The sequence below is a fragment of the Rosenbergiella collisarenosi genome, from assembly GCF_018494085.1.
GTDB lineage: Bacteria > Pseudomonadota > Gammaproteobacteria > Enterobacterales > Enterobacteriaceae > Rosenbergiella > Rosenbergiella collisarenosi.
Map to the genome: position 1 here is coordinate 1 of NZ_JABBFP010000011.1, position 20,338 is coordinate 20,338.

At 48.8% G+C, this 20,338-nt stretch carries 20 protein-coding genes and 2 pseudogenes; 18 read left to right on the forward strand and 4 right to left on the reverse strand.

What is annotated here, in order from left to right:
- Together HGT70_RS14175 and HGT70_RS14180 are read left to right on the forward strand one after the other, a co-directional pair.
- A partial coding sequence (locus HGT70_RS14175) for a DUF6882 domain-containing protein (RefSeq protein WP_214196272.1) occupies nucleotides 1–483 on the forward strand: 483 nt, incomplete at its 5' end.
- Between the two features lie 78 nt (nucleotides 484–561).
- Complete coding sequence (locus HGT70_RS14180) at nucleotides 562–1,008, forward strand: OB-fold putative lipoprotein (RefSeq protein WP_214196273.1); 447 nt, start codon at nucleotides 562–564, stop codon at nucleotides 1,006–1,008.
- Nucleotides 1,009–1,123: 115 nt separating this feature from the next.
- On the opposite strand, the pseudogene HGT70_RS14185 reads toward HGT70_RS14180, so the two are convergent.
- Nucleotides 1,124–1,630: pseudogene (locus HGT70_RS14185) on the reverse strand (NAD(P)H-dependent oxidoreductase).
- An 83-nt stretch (nucleotides 1,631–1,713) separates the two neighbouring features.
- Between HGT70_RS14185 and HGT70_RS14190 the strand changes: the two are divergent.
- Nucleotides 1,714–2,085 carry a winged helix-turn-helix transcriptional regulator gene (locus HGT70_RS14190; RefSeq protein ID WP_214196274.1) on the forward strand — a complete coding sequence of 124 codons (372 nt, stop codon included), beginning with the start codon at nucleotides 1,714–1,716 and terminating at the stop codon, nucleotides 2,083–2,085.
- A gap of 122 nt (nucleotides 2,086–2,207) precedes the next feature.
- On the opposite strand, the gene HGT70_RS16740 is transcribed toward HGT70_RS14190, so the two are convergent.
- Together HGT70_RS16740 and HGT70_RS16745 are read right to left on the reverse strand one after the other, a co-directional pair.
- Nucleotides 2,208–2,609, reverse strand: coding sequence for a DUF1281 domain-containing protein (locus HGT70_RS16740; RefSeq protein ID WP_214196275.1), 402 nt, complete (start codon nucleotides 2,607–2,609; stop codon nucleotides 2,208–2,210).
- The gene (locus HGT70_RS16745; RefSeq protein ID WP_214196276.1) at nucleotides 2,591–2,857 is read right to left on the reverse strand and encodes a DUF1281 domain-containing protein; all 267 of its coding nucleotides are present in this window, start codon (nucleotides 2,855–2,857) and stop codon (nucleotides 2,591–2,593) included. The genes HGT70_RS16740 and HGT70_RS16745 overlap by 19 nt, the downstream gene beginning before the upstream one ends.
- Here HGT70_RS16745 and HGT70_RS14205 point away from each other — a divergent pair.
- Together HGT70_RS14205 and HGT70_RS14210 are read left to right on the forward strand one after the other, a co-directional pair.
- A complete protein-coding gene (locus tag HGT70_RS14205) occupies nucleotides 2,856–3,008 on the forward strand; it encodes a hypothetical protein (protein ID WP_214196277.1) in 153 nt (50 codons plus the stop codon). The genes HGT70_RS16745 and HGT70_RS14205 overlap by 2 nt on opposite strands.
- A 248-nt stretch (nucleotides 3,009–3,256) precedes the next feature.
- A complete protein-coding gene (locus tag HGT70_RS14210) occupies nucleotides 3,257–3,460 on the forward strand; it encodes a hypothetical protein (RefSeq protein ID WP_244968953.1) in 204 nt (67 codons plus the stop codon).
- A 47-nt stretch (nucleotides 3,461–3,507) separates the two neighbouring features.
- Here HGT70_RS14210 and HGT70_RS14215 read toward each other — a convergent pair.
- Nucleotides 3,508–4,415: pseudogene (locus HGT70_RS14215) on the reverse strand (IS3 family transposase).
- Nucleotides 4,416–4,768: 353 nt separating this feature from the next.
- Between HGT70_RS14215 and HGT70_RS14220 the strand changes: the two are divergent.
- The 13 genes from HGT70_RS14220 to HGT70_RS14280 are packed head-to-tail and all read left to right on the forward strand — an operon-like array spanning nucleotide 4,769 to nucleotide 20,322.
- On the forward strand, nucleotides 4,769–5,017 hold the full coding sequence (locus HGT70_RS14220; protein WP_214196279.1) for a hypothetical protein: 249 nt from the start codon (nucleotides 4,769–4,771) through the stop codon (nucleotides 5,015–5,017).
- Between the two features lie 33 nt (nucleotides 5,018–5,050).
- On the forward strand, nucleotides 5,051–5,989 hold the full coding sequence (locus tag HGT70_RS14225) for an ABC transporter ATP-binding protein (protein ID WP_214196280.1): 939 nt from the start codon (nucleotides 5,051–5,053) through the stop codon (nucleotides 5,987–5,989).
- Between the two features lie 2 nt (nucleotides 5,990–5,991).
- Nucleotides 5,992–7,047: an ABC transporter permease gene (locus tag HGT70_RS14230; RefSeq protein ID WP_214196281.1), complete on the forward strand. Its 1,056-nt coding sequence runs from the start codon at nucleotides 5,992–5,994 to the stop codon at nucleotides 7,045–7,047.
- Nucleotides 7,048–7,067: 20 nt separating this feature from the next.
- On the forward strand, nucleotides 7,068–7,976 hold the full coding sequence (locus HGT70_RS14235; protein ID WP_214196282.1) for a thiopeptide-type bacteriocin biosynthesis protein: 909 nt from the start codon (nucleotides 7,068–7,070) through the stop codon (nucleotides 7,974–7,976).
- A complete protein-coding gene (locus HGT70_RS14240) occupies nucleotides 7,963–9,324 on the forward strand; it encodes a YcaO-like family protein (RefSeq protein WP_214196283.1) in 1,362 nt (453 codons plus the stop codon). Before HGT70_RS14235 ends, HGT70_RS14240 begins: the two co-directional genes overlap by 14 nt.
- Nucleotides 9,325–9,332: 8 nt before the next feature.
- Nucleotides 9,333–9,956 carry a hypothetical protein gene (locus HGT70_RS14245; RefSeq protein WP_214196284.1) on the forward strand — a complete coding sequence of 208 codons (624 nt, stop codon included), beginning with the start codon at nucleotides 9,333–9,335 and terminating at the stop codon, nucleotides 9,954–9,956.
- A complete protein-coding gene (locus HGT70_RS14250; RefSeq protein ID WP_214196285.1) occupies nucleotides 9,953–12,457 on the forward strand; it encodes a SagB family peptide dehydrogenase in 2,505 nt (834 codons plus the stop codon). Before HGT70_RS14245 ends, HGT70_RS14250 begins: the two co-directional genes overlap by 4 nt.
- Nucleotides 12,444–13,514 carry a zinc metalloprotease gene (locus tag HGT70_RS14255; RefSeq protein ID WP_214196286.1) on the forward strand — a complete coding sequence of 357 codons (1,071 nt, stop codon included), beginning with the start codon at nucleotides 12,444–12,446 and terminating at the stop codon, nucleotides 13,512–13,514. Before HGT70_RS14250 ends, HGT70_RS14255 begins: the two co-directional genes overlap by 14 nt.
- Nucleotides 13,511–16,108, forward strand: coding sequence for a lantibiotic dehydratase (locus HGT70_RS14260; RefSeq protein WP_214196287.1), 2,598 nt, complete (start codon nucleotides 13,511–13,513; stop codon nucleotides 16,106–16,108). The genes HGT70_RS14255 and HGT70_RS14260 overlap by 4 nt, the downstream gene beginning before the upstream one ends.
- Nucleotides 16,105–17,214 (forward strand): efflux RND transporter periplasmic adaptor subunit, encoded by a 1,110-nt coding sequence (locus HGT70_RS14265; protein ID WP_214196288.1) that lies wholly within the window; start codon nucleotides 16,105–16,107, stop codon nucleotides 17,212–17,214. Before HGT70_RS14260 ends, HGT70_RS14265 begins: the two co-directional genes overlap by 4 nt.
- Nucleotides 17,211–17,960, forward strand: a complete 750-nt coding sequence (locus tag HGT70_RS14270; protein WP_214196289.1) for an ABC transporter ATP-binding protein — start codon at nucleotides 17,211–17,213, stop codon at nucleotides 17,958–17,960. Before HGT70_RS14265 ends, HGT70_RS14270 begins: the two co-directional genes overlap by 4 nt.
- Nucleotides 17,957–19,105, forward strand: a complete 1,149-nt coding sequence (locus tag HGT70_RS14275) for an ABC transporter permease family protein (RefSeq protein ID WP_214196290.1) — start codon at nucleotides 17,957–17,959, stop codon at nucleotides 19,103–19,105. The genes HGT70_RS14270 and HGT70_RS14275 overlap by 4 nt, the downstream gene beginning before the upstream one ends.
- Complete coding sequence (locus HGT70_RS14280; RefSeq protein ID WP_214196291.1) at nucleotides 19,102–20,322, forward strand: ABC transporter permease family protein; 1,221 nt, start codon at nucleotides 19,102–19,104, stop codon at nucleotides 20,320–20,322. The genes HGT70_RS14275 and HGT70_RS14280 overlap by 4 nt, the downstream gene beginning before the upstream one ends.
- Nucleotides 20,323–20,338: the final 16 nt, after the last annotated feature.

The following is a 20,338-nucleotide window of genomic DNA, read 5'->3' on the forward strand; positions in this document are numbered from 1 at the left end:
CCTTCTGAGGGCGCAGAAAGTGTTGTCGAACCTGATCTCACTATTGCGAGAGCCAATAACGAAATGCAATTGCATACACAATCTGCGATTGATATGTGGGGTATCGATACAGCTGTATGGAGTGTTGACCTCAATACAGGGACGATAACCTTCACTAATGACGAAAAAGGGATCATCGTTACTGCACCTGTTCAAGTCATTGGTACCTACGATACCCAACAAGATACTTGGCTGTGGGGGTGGGACCATCCATCAGTAAGCGAGTCGATTGGAGAGTCTGCTCAGCGTGTACGTGAGTTTGGTGAACAATATGGCCTGGAAAAGCTCACGACACGAGAACTCTCAGTATCTATTGATGAGGCATGGGAGTTTACCGCTTTAGCTTGCCATCTGAACGGTGGCCAAGGGGGGTACAGAGGCGTGTCAGGCTCTACGTGGGTATTCATGGTGTATGGGCCAGTAACGGTCGAAAAAATAGATTAGTTAGTTAAGCTTATGATTTTGGGAGCGATATTATTAGGGTACTATTGGAACCGTTACCTAAATTATTAAGGAATAGAAATGTACAAAAAAGTATTAGCCGTATCACTCCTTGCTCTGCTATCGGGCTGCCAGCAAATGAATGGCGTAATGGGATCGGTAAATAGTACCTTAGATCAGCTAAATTCTGCCTTAGAGCCAAGCGCAACGACTGTTAGTGGAACAGAAATATGTAAGGACTATCGAGATAACGAAATTGCAGCCAATAAAAAGTGGGTTGGCCAGTGGGTAACAATGACAGGTCAAACAAAGATTATTTCTGATAGTCAATTTGGCCTCACTAACCAAACCGTTTTCTTAAAAGTAACTAAAAATGTTGATGCTGCATTTTCTCTGAAACCGACAGAAGAGAATAAAGTAATGAAAATTAAAACAGGTCAACGCCTAACGATGAAAGGGCAAATCAGTGGATTCTCAGAAGTTGGAGGTTGTTTAATCCATCTCGATAAGGGTTCGATTCAGTCATAATGGATTAAAGAGAGCTGAACCATTATGGTATGACCGTTACCTCTATGGTTCAGCCTTCATCTCATCAAGCAGGGTATAGCAGCCCAAGTTGAGCATAACGAATTGTAAAAGTTATTCACTTGATGCCCTCTGAGATCCTCCGGTCTGACTTAAATACTAGACTCTCAGTTTGTGAGGTTAAGTTACATAAAGAGGCCAGGAGCAGGTTGAGCTTGCCTTTCATCACGCCATACTCATGTCGGTGTCTGCTGTTATAGATTCCACCATAAACAAACACCCGATCCATCCATCCTTTCAGGATGGCGGGCATGCCAAATCACCAGAAAGGAAAATGCAGAAGCAACAGGTCAGAGTTGATCAATAACTGAATGTGCCTCGTAACATCATCGGGCAGAATTAGCTTTTCCCAGTGGTGGAGCTGTTTCCGCAGGGCATCAAATCTCACTGAATCCTGTCTGTCCGGGTAAAAGATCTTACCCTCAACAGGTTCGAAGTTTTCACTGTATAAATTCACTGAGTTAACCACTGAACCTTGATTTTCAAATGCTCGTGCGGCTCTGGCAGCCAGATATGAGTTAAACGAATCCCCTTCAGGATGAGCAGTGATAATCAGTACATTCATATTGGACCTCTCTGGTGACTTTTAACTGCCATAGTGTTTTCTTTTAGTTATGCAATCAATTACGCACTTTGAGGTAACTACTCATGCCATACCCAGGAAACATATACTCTGCTAAATGCTCAGCACGTGATGCCCTGGAGTTTATATCAGGAAAATGGGTAATGCTTATTCTTCCTGCTCTTGCTGAAGGCCCTATGCGCAATGGCGAACTGATGAGAAAAATCGAGGGTATTTCACAAAAGGTTTTTACCCAGACTTTGCGGCAACTCGAACTACATGGTCTGGTGTCCAGATTTGACCACGAAGAAAAACCTGCCTGCGTAGAATACAGTCTGACAGCAGTAGCTGACTCACTAGTCAGCACACTTACAGCTCATGATCGCTGGACAAAGATAAATTTCCCTGAACTTGACGCCGCTAGGGTTAGATACGATCTGGAAAACGATGATTATTAATAACGTATGATGAGTCTGGTAAAAATCTTATGCCAGTCAGTGCCGACAATGACCATTAAAATAATATGGTTACTATGCAGCAGGAATCGGAGCCAACAGCACAGACGGTCTAAATGAGACGCTTACATGAGTGCGGAGTGCGACACGTCAAGATTGTGCGCGTGTGGCCACTTTATGCCGCAGCGATCCACTACGTCGGTAAACCCGTCCGGCACACCGTGGAGCAGGCGTCCGTTATATCCGTTTATCTCCGCATCAAGACGCGGCGGGATCAGCTGCAGCATGTCGAATGGAAGTTCCTGCAGCGGCAGCGCGTCTTCGCGGCACTGGCAGTCCCACGACTCTTTGAGGCCGTTATTACCCCGCATCCAGTGCCATTCACCCTGCTTTATCTGCCACAGCCCGGCGATCACCGTCTGCTGCTCAGCAGAAAGCGATGACCACGTCATGCGCTGCAGGCCGCTGGCCAGCCACAGTTCGTGCAGCGTGTTGTAGATTTCCGGCGTCAGCTCTGCGCCACCCACTGCTTAAAAACGTGGTTCTGCAGAGTATCGCTTCCCGTCTCATTCACCAGAGCGGGATACGGGGCATAGTCCGTCGATTCCACCGTGTACAGCAGCCCGGCACAGCCCGCCAGAAAGAGCTGGATCCTTTCTGCAGCCGCCCGTGCGTAAAGCGGAACGCCCTCCCCGCCTTCAATCAGCGCACGCGCATTTTGTACGTGATATTCCGGGCCTGAAACCCGCAGCCAGTTGGTACACCTGTTTGGCATGTTGACTCCTCCGTTAAGGGTTGCACGGCACCATCTGCACCGTGCTGCCACGGAAGCCGGGCGCAAAGCGGAGCAGGCAACGGGCGAGGGAGGAAGCCGCACGCGCTGCCGGAGCGGACTGAATGTCCCGCATACGGCAGAAAACGGGTGACGACAGCCCCCTTGCCGGCGCAGCGGCCCGGCTAAGGTGAAGGCACGGTGCAGGCCCGATGGCACAGAGGAAACTTGCACGGCATTTTTAGGAACGGGCGCCGGCCTTTGAAGTGCTCTGGCGTCACGCATATGGGAGAATAGAGAAACGCGAATAATTAATAACTTCTAAAAAAAGTGCAATTTCTGCACTTTTTTATAGATAATAAAGCGATACATATGGGCAACAGGGCTGCCGAAGAGCTCGGGGTGAGCCTTCGCACGTACAAAGACTACGAGAACGCAGAACGTGTAAAGCGATCGGTGACAATGGTCACTGTTACGCTGTCGCTTATCAACGTTATGCCAGCGCTGAAATCAGATCAGCTCAGCAAAGACCTACTGCTGCAGATGCTTCAGAAAATGACGGCCGAGGTCTCAGGAAAAGAAACTGGAAACGATTTTGGCAGGTGAGCGGGTAACGATGCTGTTTGACCTGCCCCCAGGATTAAATACAAAACTCAGTTAGTAATGTCGGATTCTTCACTCTCAGAATTACCCTTTCTCCAGCCCGCTGCAAATTCAGACGGCGTCTGATAATTCAGCGTGGAGTGCGGACGACATTCGTTATAATCCTGACGCCATTCGCTGATGGTTTTCCTGGCATGACTGACGTCTCTGAACCAGTGTTCATTCAGGCATTCATCGCGAAAGCGTCCGTTAAAACTCTCAATAAATCCGTTCTGTGTCGGCTTGCCGGGCTGAATAAGTCGCAGCTCCACTCCATGCTCAAAGGCCCACTGATCGAGTGCGCGGCAGGTAAACTCCGGGCCCTGATCGGTTCTTATCGTAGCCGGATAGCCGCGAAACAGCGCAATGCTGTCCAGAATACGCGTGACCTGCACCCCTGAAATCCCGAAGGCAACAGTGACCGTCAGGCATTCCTTTGTGAAGTCATCGACGTAGGTAAGGCAATTGATTCTGCGACCAGTAGCCAGCGCATCCATGACGAAATCCATCGACAAGATCATGTTGGGCGCCACCGGACGCTGAGCATCATAGCGGCAGGTCGACAGGGACAAACCTGTGAGTCTGCAGGCACGACGTTGTGATAGACCGGTCGCATCACACATCAACACCACGACTTCGCGCTTCTGGTCTGTCGTCAGTACTTTAGCCCAAGAGCCACCTGAAGCGCCTCCTTATCCAGCATGGCCTCGGCGAGCAGCTTCTTGAGTCTGGCGTTCTCTTCCTCAAGTGACTTTAGGCGCTTAACCTCAGGCACCTCCATGCCGCCATACTTCTTACGCCAGGTTTAAAACGTGACGTCGAAAATGGCGAGCTTACGGCAGAGTTCCCGGGCAGAAACGCCGGCTTCAGCCTCGCGGAGAATACTGATGATCTGTTCGTCGGAAAAACGCTTCTTCATGGGGATGTCCTCATGTGGCTTATGAAGACATTACTAACATCGCGATGTGTTAATCAACGGGGAGCAGCTCAAATCAAAATGCGGTAAGTCATTGTTGTATAGAATTATTAATACCCACCTTTTTCACCAAAAAAAAACATATCATGCAGATATTAATATCTGTTTAAGAGTTTTTGTTAGATTTATTTTTTATTCATCTTGTTTATTCCTATTGAAAGTTTTTTCTTAATGTAAAAAATTCTCGATATTTCAGTGATAATGTTGCGTTGTTTTTACGTAAAGAATGTGTAATTATTCTCATCCGCTTTTGAAATGTCAGAATTTCTGCGATCTGCACACTAAAGGAGATAGTTATGTTTTCGATTGCTTCAGCTGGAACTGCGTCACACCCTCTGGATCTGATCCTTCAGAAGGATTTTTCTGGTCATCAAACTCTGGATTTAGGTATTGAAGAGATAACGGAAACTTTACATTATCTAAGTGACTGTGCCTCTTCCGCATTGAGCCTGAGTACCTCAGGAGGCTGTATGGGCGGCTGTACCTCTTCTGCTGCAACAGCGGGATCAATGGGTAGTGTCGCGAGCACAGGGGCAAATTCCTGATCAGAAAAAAAGAAATCTAAAGGGAGTTAGTAAGTGAGTGAATGTATTGTTAAGGCTGGAAATGTCAGGAAATCTTTTAAAGATGTACTGGCGCTGGATGATTTCTCACTCACTGCGTGCAAAGGGGAAATTGTTGGTCTTGTTGGTCCCAACGGCGCAGGAAAGACCACATCTCTTGAATGTATACAGGGACTGATCCCTTTTGACGCCGGTTCAGTAGCTTTGTTCGGCGAGGATGTTTATCGCGGTCTCACGTTCCAATCTCGTCAGCGTATCGGTATCGCACCCCAGTTCTTTTCACTACCGCCGCTTTTGACCGTAAGTGAGATAGCAACGCTTTATCAGTCGTTGTATCTCAGAGCGATGGCAGTAGATGAAGTTATCGCCCGAGTCGGACTAGAAAAGCAGGCTGGTGTCCGTTTTGGCAGACTTTCAGGTGGGCAGCAACGTCGGCTGGCACTTGCTGTCGCTTTGGTTGGCCGTCCTGAATTGTTGTTCCTTGATGAGCCAACAGGAGACCTAGATCCCCAGAGCCGTCGCTATATTTGGTCCTTACTGCTCAATGAAACGGAAAAGGCACAGCGGGCGGTGATAATCAGTACCCATCAGATGGATGAAGTTGAAGCGTTGTGTTCGCGAGTTGTGATTATGGATGAGGGACGTATTCTCGATAGCGATACGCCCCAGGCGTTAATACAACGCCATTGTCCTGAGCATCTAATCAGATTCAATATTAATGAGAAATACCTCGATGTTATGAAGTCTTCTTTTCCCGCACTCCATTTCCGTTCCATCCAAAAAGGAAATCAGGAGGCGAATATTAGTCTGGTAGTTAATACACTCAGCACCACAATTCAGCAACTTCAAATGCTGGAGAAAGATCACCAATTTGAAATGAAAAATTTACAGGTTTCTCAAAGTAGCCTGGAAGATGTTTTCATTAAACTCACGGGAAAAGTATTGAGGGAATAGTGGTGAATTATAATTGGTCAGTATTCTTTTCCATGTTTCGGGCGAATCTGAAAGAGTATACACGCGACATTTTGCCTTTTTTGTTTTCATTCATAATGCCAGTTTTTTTTATTGTTGCTTATGGTGTGTCAAAAAATGGAACGCAAACAGAACAAGCTTTCAGCGCTAATGTTGCAATTATTGGCTCAGCAAACGATACGGCAAAAATAGAAGAAAAGCTGAAGGATTTTACGCTTTTCAAAATCCAGGTGATTAATAGTATAGAGTCGGCTGATACCTTAATAGCCAGTGGCAAGTATCAGGCAGTCGTCAGTGTATTGGAAAATAGTACTCCACAGGTGGCTTCAACAAGTCAGTACCTAAATGTCGCTACACTCATCAAAAAGACACTGCAGGGTGAAGTGATGACACATGCGAGTAGCACGGATATTCCGACACGCGTGGTATCTGATAACCGTATCGCTGGTCTGGATTACTCTTTTGCTGCTATTTTAAGTCTTTCATTGTTGCAGGTTGCATTATTTGGAACAGCGGCCCCAGTGGTAACTGCCAAAGAGAAGGGACTTTACAGACTATTTAAAATCATCCCCGTTCCACGTATGGGGCTACTGGGAGCGCAGGTTGCAGTGCGTTTTTTTGTCTCTATGCTTCAGTTGCTAGTGCTTACAGCAATTGCTGTATTTGTTTTTAATGTACCAGTAAAATACCCCGTAACTTTTATTATGGTGATTAGCTGTGCGGCGCTGACTCTGGTGAATTATGGCTACGCTATCGCTGGTTTTTTTAATCGCATGTCGATGGCCTCTGCATTTTTAATTGTATTAAACTTCTACTGTATCTTCTTCGGTCAGATGTTCAGTGATATTAACGGTTCATCTTGGCAGCTGCTTGTTTATACGACACCGGTAGGATTTATAAGTGAAGCATTACATTATGCTACTACCGGCTATGCTTCGATGTTCACGATATTTCAGTCTATGACTGGCATGCTGATTTATCTACTGGTCTCATGTTTTATAGGTATTAGGTTTTTTAGTTTCGAGCCAGGAAAAGCATAACTACTTAGGGAGAATAGCTGATGTCGGGATCAGGGGATTGGTTGTATTATAAGCTTTATGTTGGTCAGCGTTATGATGCACTAGATTATGTCGTCGTCGATATATTGGAAAGCCTGCAAACGCTACTTTCAGAATATCAATGGTTTTACTTACGTTACTTCGATGAAAAAGGCATTCATCTTCGGCTCCGCATTAAGTTACCTGCGGAGCAACTTTCCCGTGAAACCGATATCTTTTCTTCATTGCATGATGGTATGACGGAGTTGGATGTCGCACCCTACAATAGTTATACCCCACTGATTTCCATTTCCGGTGAGGCAGAACTGCCCGTCAGTGCCCAGCGTTATTCCGCTTTCTGTGAAAAAGCTGAATATGAGCCGGAGTTTGAGAATTTTGGTGGCAAAGACGGCGTTGTAATCGCAGAAGATGTTTTCCATCGTTCAAGTATCCTTGCAAGGCATATTATCAGCCTGGAACGTCAGGGAGAGCTCAATCGTAAAGATTTAGTACTGCCTTTGTTTATTATCGGACTTGGGGTCTTTATTCATCCGGGTAACTGGCAGACATTTCTTAGTCGATACGCCACCTTCTGGTTGTCAGGAAATCCTGCTATAGGTTCACTAAAAATGGCGTTTGCTGAGCAGGCTTATAATCTGCTTGATGCAGGTGATGTCCTTGTTTCACCAATGTCTGAATACTCCGAAAAACAGCAGAAAATCCTGCAGGAGTGGCACGTAGCGTTGAAACTGGCACGCGATGCATATGCCAAAAAGTCTGCTCAGCTGGCAAAGGATATTGTGGAAAAACTGGGCTTCCATTTCATTCACCTGATGAACAACCGACTGGGCTTTAACGCGCTGGAAGAGGCGTATCTTGCGACTCTGCTTAATACCGCAGAGGAATCCGGGTATCACTATGAATTTGCATAATCTGATGCTGTCACCGGAGCGATTGCAGCGTTACCCATTTCTGTCACTGGTTTCTCCGCTTGGTGGAGTAGTCAAAAGTGCGACTACCTTGCGAAGTCGTGAATTGCATATTCCGCGTTTCCATTCCGTCATTGCGGGGACGGGTTTTCTGTCGCTTGCCTATTCGCATATTGCCGACCTCGCCGGTAACACCAAAGGCCACGCTGAATTGACCGGATGCGGCGCAGATGAATCTCTGGATATGGCGTTGCTCCGGTCAGTGGCAGAGGCTGCCGAGCGCTACGCTACCTGTGTCTACGATAAACGTGATGTCAGAATTGCAACTTTTAATGACATGGCGATCCAGGGAATTCGAGCAGAAGATATTCCGCGCTGTTCTGATGAAGAATATGCCAATCCTCGCTGCTTTATTCGCCCCATAGACGAGCAGGCACCTCTGCGTTGGGTGGCGGGATATTCTTTGACAAGACGCGAAACATGCTGGGTTCCTCTGATGATGACCCATCTTTTTGCGCGTCCATGGCCATCAGAACATTTTTGGTTACCGATTTCGACAGGTGTCGCTGCTCATGTTGATCTCGCTCAGGCGGCTGTTTCTGCTATTTGCGAAGTTATTGAGCGAGATGCGATCGCACTGACCTGGTTGCTGCAAATGGAACATCCTGCCGTTGTGACTGACGATGCAATCCCGCAGGAACATGCGGAAAAAGTCAGAAGATTGCGCAACAGTTGTCTGGAAAATCGGGTGTTCAATGCAACGCTGGATACCGGAGTACCTACTTTGTACAGCGTGCAGTTGCGAGCCGGAAGTGAGCGAGCAGCGCAGTTTGTGAACTGTTCCACACATTTTGATCCATGGGTTTCCTACGGGAAGCTCATTCGGGAAAGTGCGGTTGGGCGAACCATCCTTGAACATAATTTGCCGATCCCTGACGACATTCAGGACTTTATCGAACTGGAACACGGTGCAATCTTTATGGGCCGGAGGGAACACCGCTCAGCCTTTGATTTCCTGTTATCTCCGGAGAAACGTGGTGTCGGAGAGACACAGACACTGACTGCTCTTGCCCGAGGAATGCCTTCCGACCCCGCATTACAACTGCGCTACCTCACCAACCACTTCACCAAACTGGGTATGGATATTGTCATGGTGGATATGACTACTGACGAATTACGGGATGCTGGGCTACATGTGGTTCGTGCCGTTATTCCCGGGTTGATGCCTATGTCGGCTTGCCACACAGCCCGCTATCTCGGGCACACCCGCTTGCACAATGTGAAACGCGAACTTGAAGCCCGCACTGGAAACCTCCGGACGATTAACCCCTATCCCCAACCTTTTGCCTGAGAAACGTGATGATTATCGTCTACGAGCGAGAGTTCGATGCTGCAGTTGCTCATGCGTTGCAACAACGTTGTGCGCATAGTTCTCTGATTCCCTTAGAGGACGCCAAAAAGCGTGCCTGGGAGTCTGAGCCAACAACCTTTGTGGTGATCATTCTGACCGGCAGGCATCCTGCATCGTTGCCCATACTCACACATCAGTTACATGTGGCTGCGATACCTCATACCGCGGTCATACTTTCCGATGATGCGCTTACTTTTGGTCCGCTGGTGCTGCCGGGAAAATCGGTTTGTTATCAATGTGCTTTGAAACGCAGCGCCAGCATGGTTGAAAAACCCCGAACACCAAAGCAGGACCGTGATTTTCACGCATTTGTTGAGAAGTCAGCTGCCTGTGAATTACGTGGTTACATGCCGGGACTAATTGAAATGGCGTTGCTTAAAATATCCCAGCATCAACGCTGTCAGCCTGTTGATGCTGGGATAATGACAGTTTTTAGTCTTACAGATGGTCACGCCATCGAAAGCCGCATTTTGGCATTACATGGTTGCGATTGCCGCAATCTGTCATTCACATCCTCTGAGGAGCGCTGGACACAGCATTTGCGAAGCGGGCTGGAGGCGTTGCTGCAATGAATAATATAAATCCCAGCGATGTGTTGCCTGAAAACCTCGTCAGCTCCGGCATGTCCGCCAGCCAGTTTGAGCAGAATGAGGATTTACAGATAGGTTTACCCGTAAGACCTGTTTTAATCCCCGAGTTGGTATGGGTCCCCGTTTCACTCACCAGCCTGACATTATATGGTTCACAGATACCCCGCACACTTCATTGTGCTCAAGGAGTAACAATACTGCGCAAACTCCTATCCCTGCTGGACGGTAGTAAAACGCTTGATGAGCTAAGTCTGCTGTTTGACAATCAGATAGAGGGTGGGGCTAAGGGGTTTATCTCGCTGCTATTCCGTTATGGTCTATTGGAGGAGGGTGATGATCAGCGTTTGGCCGAATGCTGTGAAGATGAAAACATTACCGCTTGGTATGGACGTTTTATTGGGAACACGCGTAAGCATGCTAACCGGGCTGCTGTGGTTGATGCGGTAAAACGGATTGTACCACTTGTTGTAGCACCAGCAGAGCTTTACGACTCGATGTTACGGACCATTGAGGGCATTCCATTCGCCGATGCACATGTCATCGCCATTGAAGATCTGTCAGCATTTCCAGCCAATGCCACACATGCAATATTTATTGGCTATACAGAGGTACATGCCACTGCACTGGAAGCCATCATGGATGCCTGGCTTGCAATGGGGCATCCTTATTTTTGCGCCAGAATTGGTCAGGAAGAGATGCAACAGGGCCCCTATGTGATTCCTGGATTCAGCGCAACCCATCGCTGTGCAGCAAAACAACTTTCTGTTCCGAATGATCAATCCGACCCGCTGATTGCTGCCTGGTGGGCCGTTCTGGCTGTACATGAATTCACTCAGGTGTTGTCGGGGCTGACCCGTGAACTCTATATTAATACGTTGCGATTGCATGATCTGAGCGGTCAGGGCCGTTATATTCAGCGGGTCCGTATTGCACGTCTCTGGGGCACCCCCTGGGAGAATGGTGATATTCAGGCCAGTACTGAAGGGGGATATATCAGCTGGCTGCATCACGTCAGTACCCGGCCGCCGCCGCATGAATATCTTGCGCCAACATTGTTCCAGACCCACTTTTCACTGAAAAATATCAAGCTTTATGCTGAGTCGGGGCTAGCCTTATTACCCGCAACGGATTCGACATCAAAGCTGACATGGTCAGCAACCGCTGATGTACCTCCTTTGCCGCTAATCATGGTGTCTGGAGCGCAACAGACGATTACTCCAACCATTTTGAGCACTTTGCTGAGATATAGCGCTGGTCGCCAGACGTCAGAAAGCGGTGTCTCGCGTCGCATTGCGCCATCAGCGGGCAGTCTGCAATCGGTCTCGTTCTATCTAGTAGTCAATGATGCAGAGGGTATTGCGCCGGGTATCTATTACTACAATGGCGAGTCACACCAGTTACAGCATATAACTCATACCCAGCAAAGCACACTGATGCGATTACTGTATGGCCCCCTAGGCGAGCAGGAACCTGACAGGCCAGCAGTGACATTGTTGCTCACCAGCTATCTTGCGCGGTTGCGGGACAAATATGATGACTTTGGACTGAATCTTGCCTATCTGGACACTGGTGTAGCCAGTAGTTACCTAAATGTCTGTGCCGCAGCACTGGGTTGTCATCTGAGTGAACCATATATCACTGATTATACTCAGCTTACGGAATTGTTGTTCCAGTCAGAAGGAGGACATGAACATTTGGTCACGTCAGTGTTCCATCTGTTCGTGTCAGAGACCCCCACCAACGCCGATGCAGTAAACCCGCTCCTGGTAAGAAAAGTGAGTAGCAGCGAACTGTTGCTGAGTTATCAGGGATATTGTGGAATCAGCCAGTCAGAAGCAGCTCGTGACACACTACGCGGCTGGCAGGAAAAGCTGTTGGCAACTTTACATCAATCAGACACTTCAATCGGTGAAACATTATTAAAACGACGCGCCCGATATGACTTCGCTGCGAGAGAGGTGCCAGCCCCCATCGTGGAGAGGTTGGTCGCACTGATGTTAATCGAGCAAACGAGACACGCTTTTAAGGAGGCCGGTCAGCCACTGTGGCAACCCTGGGTTATTTTGCCGAAAACGGATGGGGCTGGTGGTGCCGGAGTTTATGCCTGCGACGCCAGCGAACGCGCAAGCTGGACGTGTTTAGGCTATTTAACGCCGGAACAACTCAATGCCTGTGTTAATCAGGCCAGTTTTGCCCGTGCAGGGCTGATTTTACTGGTAGTGACACGAATGGGAGCCTTACTGTCTTCCCGGGGCAAGCAGGGGTACTGTGACGCTCAACGTCAGGCAGGTGCCGCTATTGCATTAGCTTGGATGGGGGCGACAGATGCAGGTCTGGTGGGCGCCCCCTGTGGTGGCTTTTTAGAGCATGGACTACGGAATCAGGGAATAGACGGATTTCATCAAAGTGTGATGTTTTCCCTGGTGCTGGGACAGCCAGCTTTGCTACCGCAAACCACAGGGAGCACAGATGCAGTTCTCTGAAGCCAGAAATCAGCAAATTAACTCCAGCTACTGGTCTATGCGTAAGGACGTGGTAGGCAGCGAGATTGACCTGCTAACCACCGTGATCGCTGGTGGCCAGTTCGAGCGTGCACTCAAATTGTCCGGGCCAGGACGTCTGATAGCTGCGGAGCTTTCACGGCCGGTAAAGTACACCGAACTACTGCATCAGCTTATCCAGCATTATCCTCATCATTCTGAAAATGAACTATCTGTGGCGTTACGGAGCATGCTACGTAAATTTCATGAAGCGGGTTTCATCCAGGCTGATCGTGCATCACTTGACAGCCTGAACCTTTCAGATCCTGCACGATCTCAGCGTAGGTCATTAGAGCGATGGGCATTACCTAATCCTGACCTGTTGGCCGTAAGGCTGGCTCGTTGGGTGAAGAAGCTACCATCGTTGTATCGCCATCTGCTTCTTGACCTGCTGGTTGCCGCAGCTCTTTTCTTCCTCTGGCAAGCTATAGGGCACTATGCGCCTCTTGATCACCTCGTTGCAGTGACGCCAGGTACTGTCCTTATGGTGATTTGCTTATGGATGACATGGATAGCTTCACATGAGCTTGCACATGCTACTGTGTGCCGTTTTTATGGTTTCCCGGTTGCAGGTGCCGGATTCATGTTTCGTGGCTTTTTTGTTCCCTCCATTTATGTCAATACCAGTTCAGTCCAGCTTTCATCCCGACGCAGCCTCCATTTTCAGGTCGCACTGGCGGGTCCACTGTCAGATTTGATATTTGCAGGTGGATGCGCAGCATGGATGCTGATTTATGATCCACTCCACCCACTCTTTCTGGTCGGTGAGTACGCTTCGTTGGGCATGGTAATGGGGTTGTTTTTCAATCTGACACCCTTCAGGGCATCTGATGGAAGCAGCATGTATTATGCCCTGTTTTCATCAGCATCTCATTTGACCCCGGCCCGAGGAACACTGTGTCGTGTGTCTATTGGCAGACTGGTCTTTGCGTTGTGGGTAGTGCTGTATGTAATGCTGGTGATGGTTTTACTGGCTCGCATGACAGGAATGCTGCCATGATGAATAACAACGCTGTTTTCTATGATAGTGAGCGAATCGTTATTGAGATAGCCAGCTTCGGTTTTCTGCGTCTGGCTGGTTTGTCGGTTGATAATGCTGCGGCGTTAAATCGTGAAGAAAGTAAGCGAACATATGAAGCGTTGCGTCAATCGAAACAGGAAAAAATTCGGCTGGCGCAGGCCTGCACAGATAGCCTCTATCAGGCGATATCGGTGATCAATGATAATAATGTTCGTCAGAATCTGCTCAATCTGCGGCGTGCTATCTACAATGATCGCAAAATAAAATTATCAACAGCGTCATCCGCCCGCCTCACGCAAGATGCTCCTGAGACTTTAAGGCTCCTTGAGCAGTATCAGGGTGAGTTGGAGCGGATTGAAAGCCGTTTTCATCACTTTTGTCTTGCCGTTCAGCAGGATATTGATTCCTCGCGGGATCTTCTCTGGCGCGTAGCAGCCATTCCTGAGTTTCGGCAAGCTTTGGCACTGGCAGCACCCTCCCTGATGACTGGCCTCATCGGTAGCGCATCTCACAATATTCCGCGTAAAAAAAGGCGTGCGCTAGAAAGAAGTCTGTTCAGCTTTTTTATCCGTGCCACGATGAAGACAAGTCCTTTTAGTCATTTTGGCTGCACAGCCGCGGTTGTGGTTAACAGATCGCAGAAAATTGGTGAAAACCGCACGGCTCAGATGGAGCTTCATCAGCACACTCAGCTAAATCGTAGTATCGCGGTAAGCCTCCGCGAGGCACTTTATCAACCCGTCTCATTATTCGAACGAAATTTACCCTTAATACGAAATCCGTCTGTGCGTCTTTGTTTACGCCATGATGATAACGGTCAGGAACTGAAAAGTGTCCATGTTCCAGTGCGGCAGTATCAGTCTCGCCAGGGAATGCTGTGGGCAGAAGAGCATAGCATCAACCGGACACAGCTTGTCCCAGTTTTAACTTTACTGGGTGACATGCCAGCGAGGTTCACGCCAAGTGAATTGCTTGCGAAGATGGAAGGGCTAGGGTACAGCAACACAGATGCAAAACGTCTAATCCGACAGTTACTCAGGCAGGATATAGTTCGCCCCGCAATCCAGTGGAATGCGCATGAGCCATCACCTGCTAACCGTCTCTCCAGAGAGCTGGAAAAGCTAATTCCCTTTCTTCCTGATGTATTGCCCTGGCTGGAGGTGATCCAGGAGCTGAGCTCTATTGAAGAGCGGGCAATCCATTTCAGTGCTATTACCGCCGATCAACGTCCTGCGGTGCTACATGCAATCCAGCAGCAATGGCACCATTTGCATTCCCTGCTCGATAATCGTCCGAAACCCGACGTGCGTTCGCTGGTTTTTGAAGACGTCAAAACTACGGAATCTGTTATGACGTTACCTGCCGGATTTGTTGAAAAAACGGCTGAACGTATTGCGCGGGTACTGGCATCATGCGCGCATTTTTCTATGGATTATCTGTGGCTGCATCGACGGTTCATTGAGATTTTTGGTGAAGGGGGGGAATGCGTCAATGTTGCCGAATTTATTACTACTTCCTGGCAGGCCTTTATTCAGTTCAGCATAGGCTATCACCCTATGACCTGGTCAGCATTGCATACGATGTCGCACGATATCCCGGTAGATAAAACAGCGTTACCACTGACGGTTTATTTTCAGATCGATGCGGAAAATAGCGAGCAGGTCATGCAGGGCACTCCGCGGGTGATAATCAATCTGGCTTACAACCGGCTAGGGTGGCAATCCGCACGTCAAACTTCTCCTGACGCAGCCTCACCACTCACACAGCAAATTAGCGACTGGCTTAGCGTTGCTGGCAGAAAAAGACGGCTGGCCACGCTTTCTGTGAGCGGTGAATCGAGCAATCTTCAGGCGCATGCCCGGCTTAGCGATGCCGTGCTGTGTGTTGACGAGGAATCCCAACATGCTGATGACTTGCGTTTAAGCGATTTGCGCCTTTACCACAATAGTGAAACCGGGTTACTGGAACTGACTGATGCCTTAGGGACGCCTTTGCAGTTGCAGTACCTGGGAGGAAGTACTCCCATGCCAGCATGGGGGCCGAAGTACCTGCTGATTGCACTGTCCGAGCCTGTTCAGGTGGGGCGACCTGGTACTGACATGATTATAGCCACCGACAATCCGCAAAGTGCTGAAAAGCACGTTCGCCATCAGCCGAGGTTGGAGATTGAGAATTGTGTGCTTATCAGGGAAACCTGGTGGGTGCGTTCCTCCTGGTTTAAACAGCACTATCCCTCTACCACGCCAGAAGAGCGGGTGGCGTCCCTGCTTGATATTTTTGCCGCATGGAATATCCCTGACGAAGTTTTTGTGCATGGTCAGCATAGTGATTTCTTCAGCTGGGAGGCATTAGCCGCTACCAGTATGCGCAAACCGATGTGGTGTAGGGCAGGTAACTCGATGTCTGCTGATTATCTATTTGATTTAGCGAGGGATGCGGAGTGGCTGGTGTTGCGCGAAGCATTACCTTCACCCTCTGCCGCATGGTGCTTTAGGGATGGAAAGCCTTATGTCAGTGAATTCATGCTTGAGATGAACGTGACGTTGAAGAGTGGTAAGGAGAGTAGCACTTGAAGAGTCGTGATGAGGGGAACCGCGATGAACAGGATGTACAGGGAGATGCGGCCCTGAAAATAATTACCGGGACTCTGGGCCGGCCAACAGCAGCCGCAGGAATAGCTGAGCAAAAGCATGGCAAGGCCGTCAGGCGCTATCTGCGTTGGGCCGCCACTGGTGTGCTATTGATTTTGGTCTGTGCAGCGGGGATACACTGGGGGCAGAGGCACCCGCAACAGATAAATGTTCCCTCACCCAGGAACGAGAGCAACGTTGTGGCCGTAGAACCAGTGGTGGATAAAGTTCAGCCGATTGCAGAGCAAAATCTTTCCGCGGCTGGCCTGATCAAAGCTCAGCAAATTTCGACAGTGTCAGCTGAAATCACTGGCACTGTAGCCAAAATTTATGTGAAACGCGGCCAGTTCATCAAACAGGGAGAGCCTGTCGCTGAGCTAGACACAGCTTATCAGCAGAACGCGGTGGATGAAGCGACGACAAAGTTGTATTCAGCGCAAAACGATCTTTTACGCCAGCAGAATTTGCTTCCACTGATGAAAGCACGCTATGAGCGACAGATGAAGCTTTCGTTAACGCATATGACTTCAGTACAGGAAGTGGATAACGCCAGAATTGACTGGATCAATACGGCTTCTGAGGTGCACAGTATGGACCTTCAGGTTCAGGATGCGAAAAATGTACTCGCACGTAATCAGATCAACCTGAGCAAAGCTATTATCCGCGCGCCATTTGATGGCATGGTGGTGTCACTGGATGCCGCGCTAGGTGAGATTGTTTCCCCGGTGTCCTCTGCAGACAGCTATGCGCGTACCGGTATCGCCACCATCGTTTCAACTTCTCCTTTTCATGCCGACGTTTGGGTGCCGGAATCATTTCTCTCCAGAGTGATGACCGGACAAGCCGTAACGGTATCTCCTGATGGGCTGAACAACGTAACAGTGCCCGGCACTGTCAGCTTTATTTCTCCAGTAGTGGATGAAAGCCGTGCGGCAGTTCTGATTCAGATTGAGTTAAAGAAAGGTCCGCGGGAACTCAAACACAATATGTCTGTACATGTCGACTTTCAGCGCACAGAGTTGCTAGGAAAAGAGGGGAAATCAGTATGATGCAGGGAGAAACGGCTGTCGTAGTCACGGAGGATGCGGTGGCACAAGCCGCCATCTGTTTACAGCAGGTAAGTAAAGCCTATCGCCGCAATCGGGAGCACATTCAGGTTTTAGATAATCTGGACCTGCAGGTCAATAAAGGCGAAATGATCAGTATCATGGGGCCTTCGGGTGCCGGTAAATCGACGCTGCTAGATGTCATTTCGGGCGTTACTACTGCCGACGGTGGCCAAGTATTACTGGCAGGACATGACTTTGCTCTGCTGTCCGAAGCACAGCGAACCCAGGTGCGCGGCCGGCATATTGGCTTTATTTTCCAGTTCTACTGCCTCATCCCAGTGCTAAATGCCTGGCAGAATATCGAGTTGCCATTGGGTCTGTGGAAGATGTCTAAAGCGGATCGCCAGATACGCGTCAATGCCGCGCTGGATATGGTGGCGATGAAACACCGCCAGCAGCATCTGCCCAGTGAACTTTCTGGTGGGGAACAACAGCGCATCGCTATTGCGCGGGCTGTTGTCAGCAACCCTGACATTGTTCTGTGTGATGAACCAACAGGCGATCTTAATCGTGAAATGGGTAAAACCATCATGACACTGCTACGTCAGCTTTGCGTCGAGTATGGCAAAACCGTGGTGGTGGTAACACATGATCATGATGTAGCGCTGTATGCTGATCGACACTACCGGCTCGAAAATGGCAGGCTTCTTGAGGAAAATGCTGCTGAAGTGAAGGCTCGAGTATGACCGTGAGATGGATTTATATCCTTAAAAGCGTCAGTTACTACCGGCTTCGCTTTCTGCTGATCTCTCTATTCATTGCGGCGGGGTTTGCCACCTTGCAAATTTCGCTCAGTCTGTCCCATGCTCTGACACCCGACAGCTCCGATCAGGCGGATAGACAACTACTGGTACTAAACGGCATCAATGCGCAAATGCCTTTACCTGCCAACTATGCGTCCAAACTGAATGCGATGCATGATGTGAGTGAGGTGAGTTTTGCCACCTGGACAGGAGCCTATTTTCGTCATCCGGGATGGCTGGTTCCAGCTCTTGCGGTCGAAGAACGCTCTTTTTTTACTATGAACCCGGAACTTACTGTGGAGCCTCAGGCGTTTTCTCAATGGGTTCAGCAGAAGAATGGAGTACTGGTGGATGAACGCTTTGCCAGACGCTATGGGCTCCATGTTGGGGGACGTTTGCCGTTGCAATCTTCCATCTGGCCTATCGGCGGAAGTGGCCTTCTTGACCTGATCATCAGTGGGATGGTTAGTAACAATGACAGAAACTCCTTTCCGGGATTGTATTTGCACTATGACTATTTTCAGGACCGGCTTGCAGGTGCGAAAGGATTGGTCAGCTATTTCATGGTGATGCCTCGCGAGAGTATCTCACCTGCCTCACTGGCAAAAAAGATTGATGGATTATTCGAGGGAAATCTTTACCAGGGTATTACACAGACTGCGACAAAAAACATTCATATGCAGCAACTCATTAAACGATCGTTTGATATCGGACGGGCGATCTCATTTATCAATTTCAGTGTCTTCATTCTGCTGGTGATTCTGCTAGTAACAAATTTATTTGTTATTTCACAAAAAAATGCTGAGGAGTATGGGCTGCTCTATTTGTGTGGATATCAGAAAAAATGGATAGCCGTCACGGCGGTTCTTCAACAATTTGCATTTGTAATGCCTGGTGTGGTAGTAGGGAGCCTTGCCGGGGCGGGACTGGTCGTCACTTCTGCCATTTGGGGGCCGCTGGCACTGACTGGGTTGCAGCTCAGCGTAACTGATGTAAGCGTGACATTGATGGTCGCCGCCTTTTTGCTTGTACTGGTTTCTCCGGCTGCTATATGGCAAGTGATGATCAGTAAAGGAAGGGTGAAATGAATTCACGCACTATAAACTCATCTCAAGGGTTGCCGTCTTCAACCGTTATACGTCAGTGTTTTTTGCTGCTGAGAGTCTCATTAAGTCATTACCTGCGTAAACCTCTTTATCTTGCAGCTATCATCCTTACTTTTGTGGTTGTTGCGGGCGTATCTGTTTTGACATTTGCTGTAAGAGGTGGTCTGCAGAACGTCATTGACGCTAATCAGCAGCCGGGTCTTTATTTTTTGATGAACGGTAAAGGCAATACGGAATTGACCAGTCTACTGAACTCCGGGCAGCAGCGCTATCCATCAAATATGAGCGGGGTGGCGCAACAACAGGGCAGGGCGCAGTTTTCACCTGAACTGGTGTTACTGTCGCGGCAGACCTTTGATAAAACCCAGTCTGACTTTATCGTGCGCGGAGTGACTCCGTCGGCCTTTTCGATGAAAGATCCTCGTAGCGGATTACCTTACGCTGTAATCCGTCAGGGTAAAGACTTCAGTCCTGGGAAGCGGGAGTTGCTTATTGGGGCTGAGCTGATCCATCGTTATCCACAGCTGCGACCTGGGTACTCCCTTAAAATTCATGGCACACAGTGGCAAATAATCGGCACATTCACCTCAGGTGGTTCTGTTCGCGAGTCAGAAATCTGGGCTGACCGGGAAATGTTGCGTACTGAATTTGGCGTCGGGAGTACGGCCAATGTTGTGGCTTTCTTTAGTGTGCCAGGTATCACGCTTAATCAGCTTAATGATGAACTGGGCCAGATTGAAAAGGGTCCACTGTCGATTTCCGATAGTCAGACTCACTATGCCTCGCACGGACAGGATTTAGCCAGTCTGTTGGCTATTTTCGGAAGCACGTTTGCCATTATTGGTGGGGTCATTGTTCTGAGTGGTGTTGCGGTGCTGGTGGAATCGCTTCTGGTGAATGTTACCGCAGAACTCCGGGCACTGAGATTGATTGGCTATGGGCAGGTGCTGTTTTTTGCTTTCACCGCTCCAATTCTGCTTTGCAGTCTGATAGGGGGCCTGGCTGGTATGGGATTGTATGGACTGGTCGCCATGAGACTCACGTTCTCAACAATGGCGGGGCCTTCCGAGATGGTTTTTCATGCCAGTCTGAATCTGTCGATTATCCTCTTTGCACTGGCTTATTGCATGTTTATCGCATTGTTTGCCTGTCTGATTAATTACCGTCGTGTCATGAAAATTATTGCATCAAAGCACTGATCCCGGCGATCCAGCA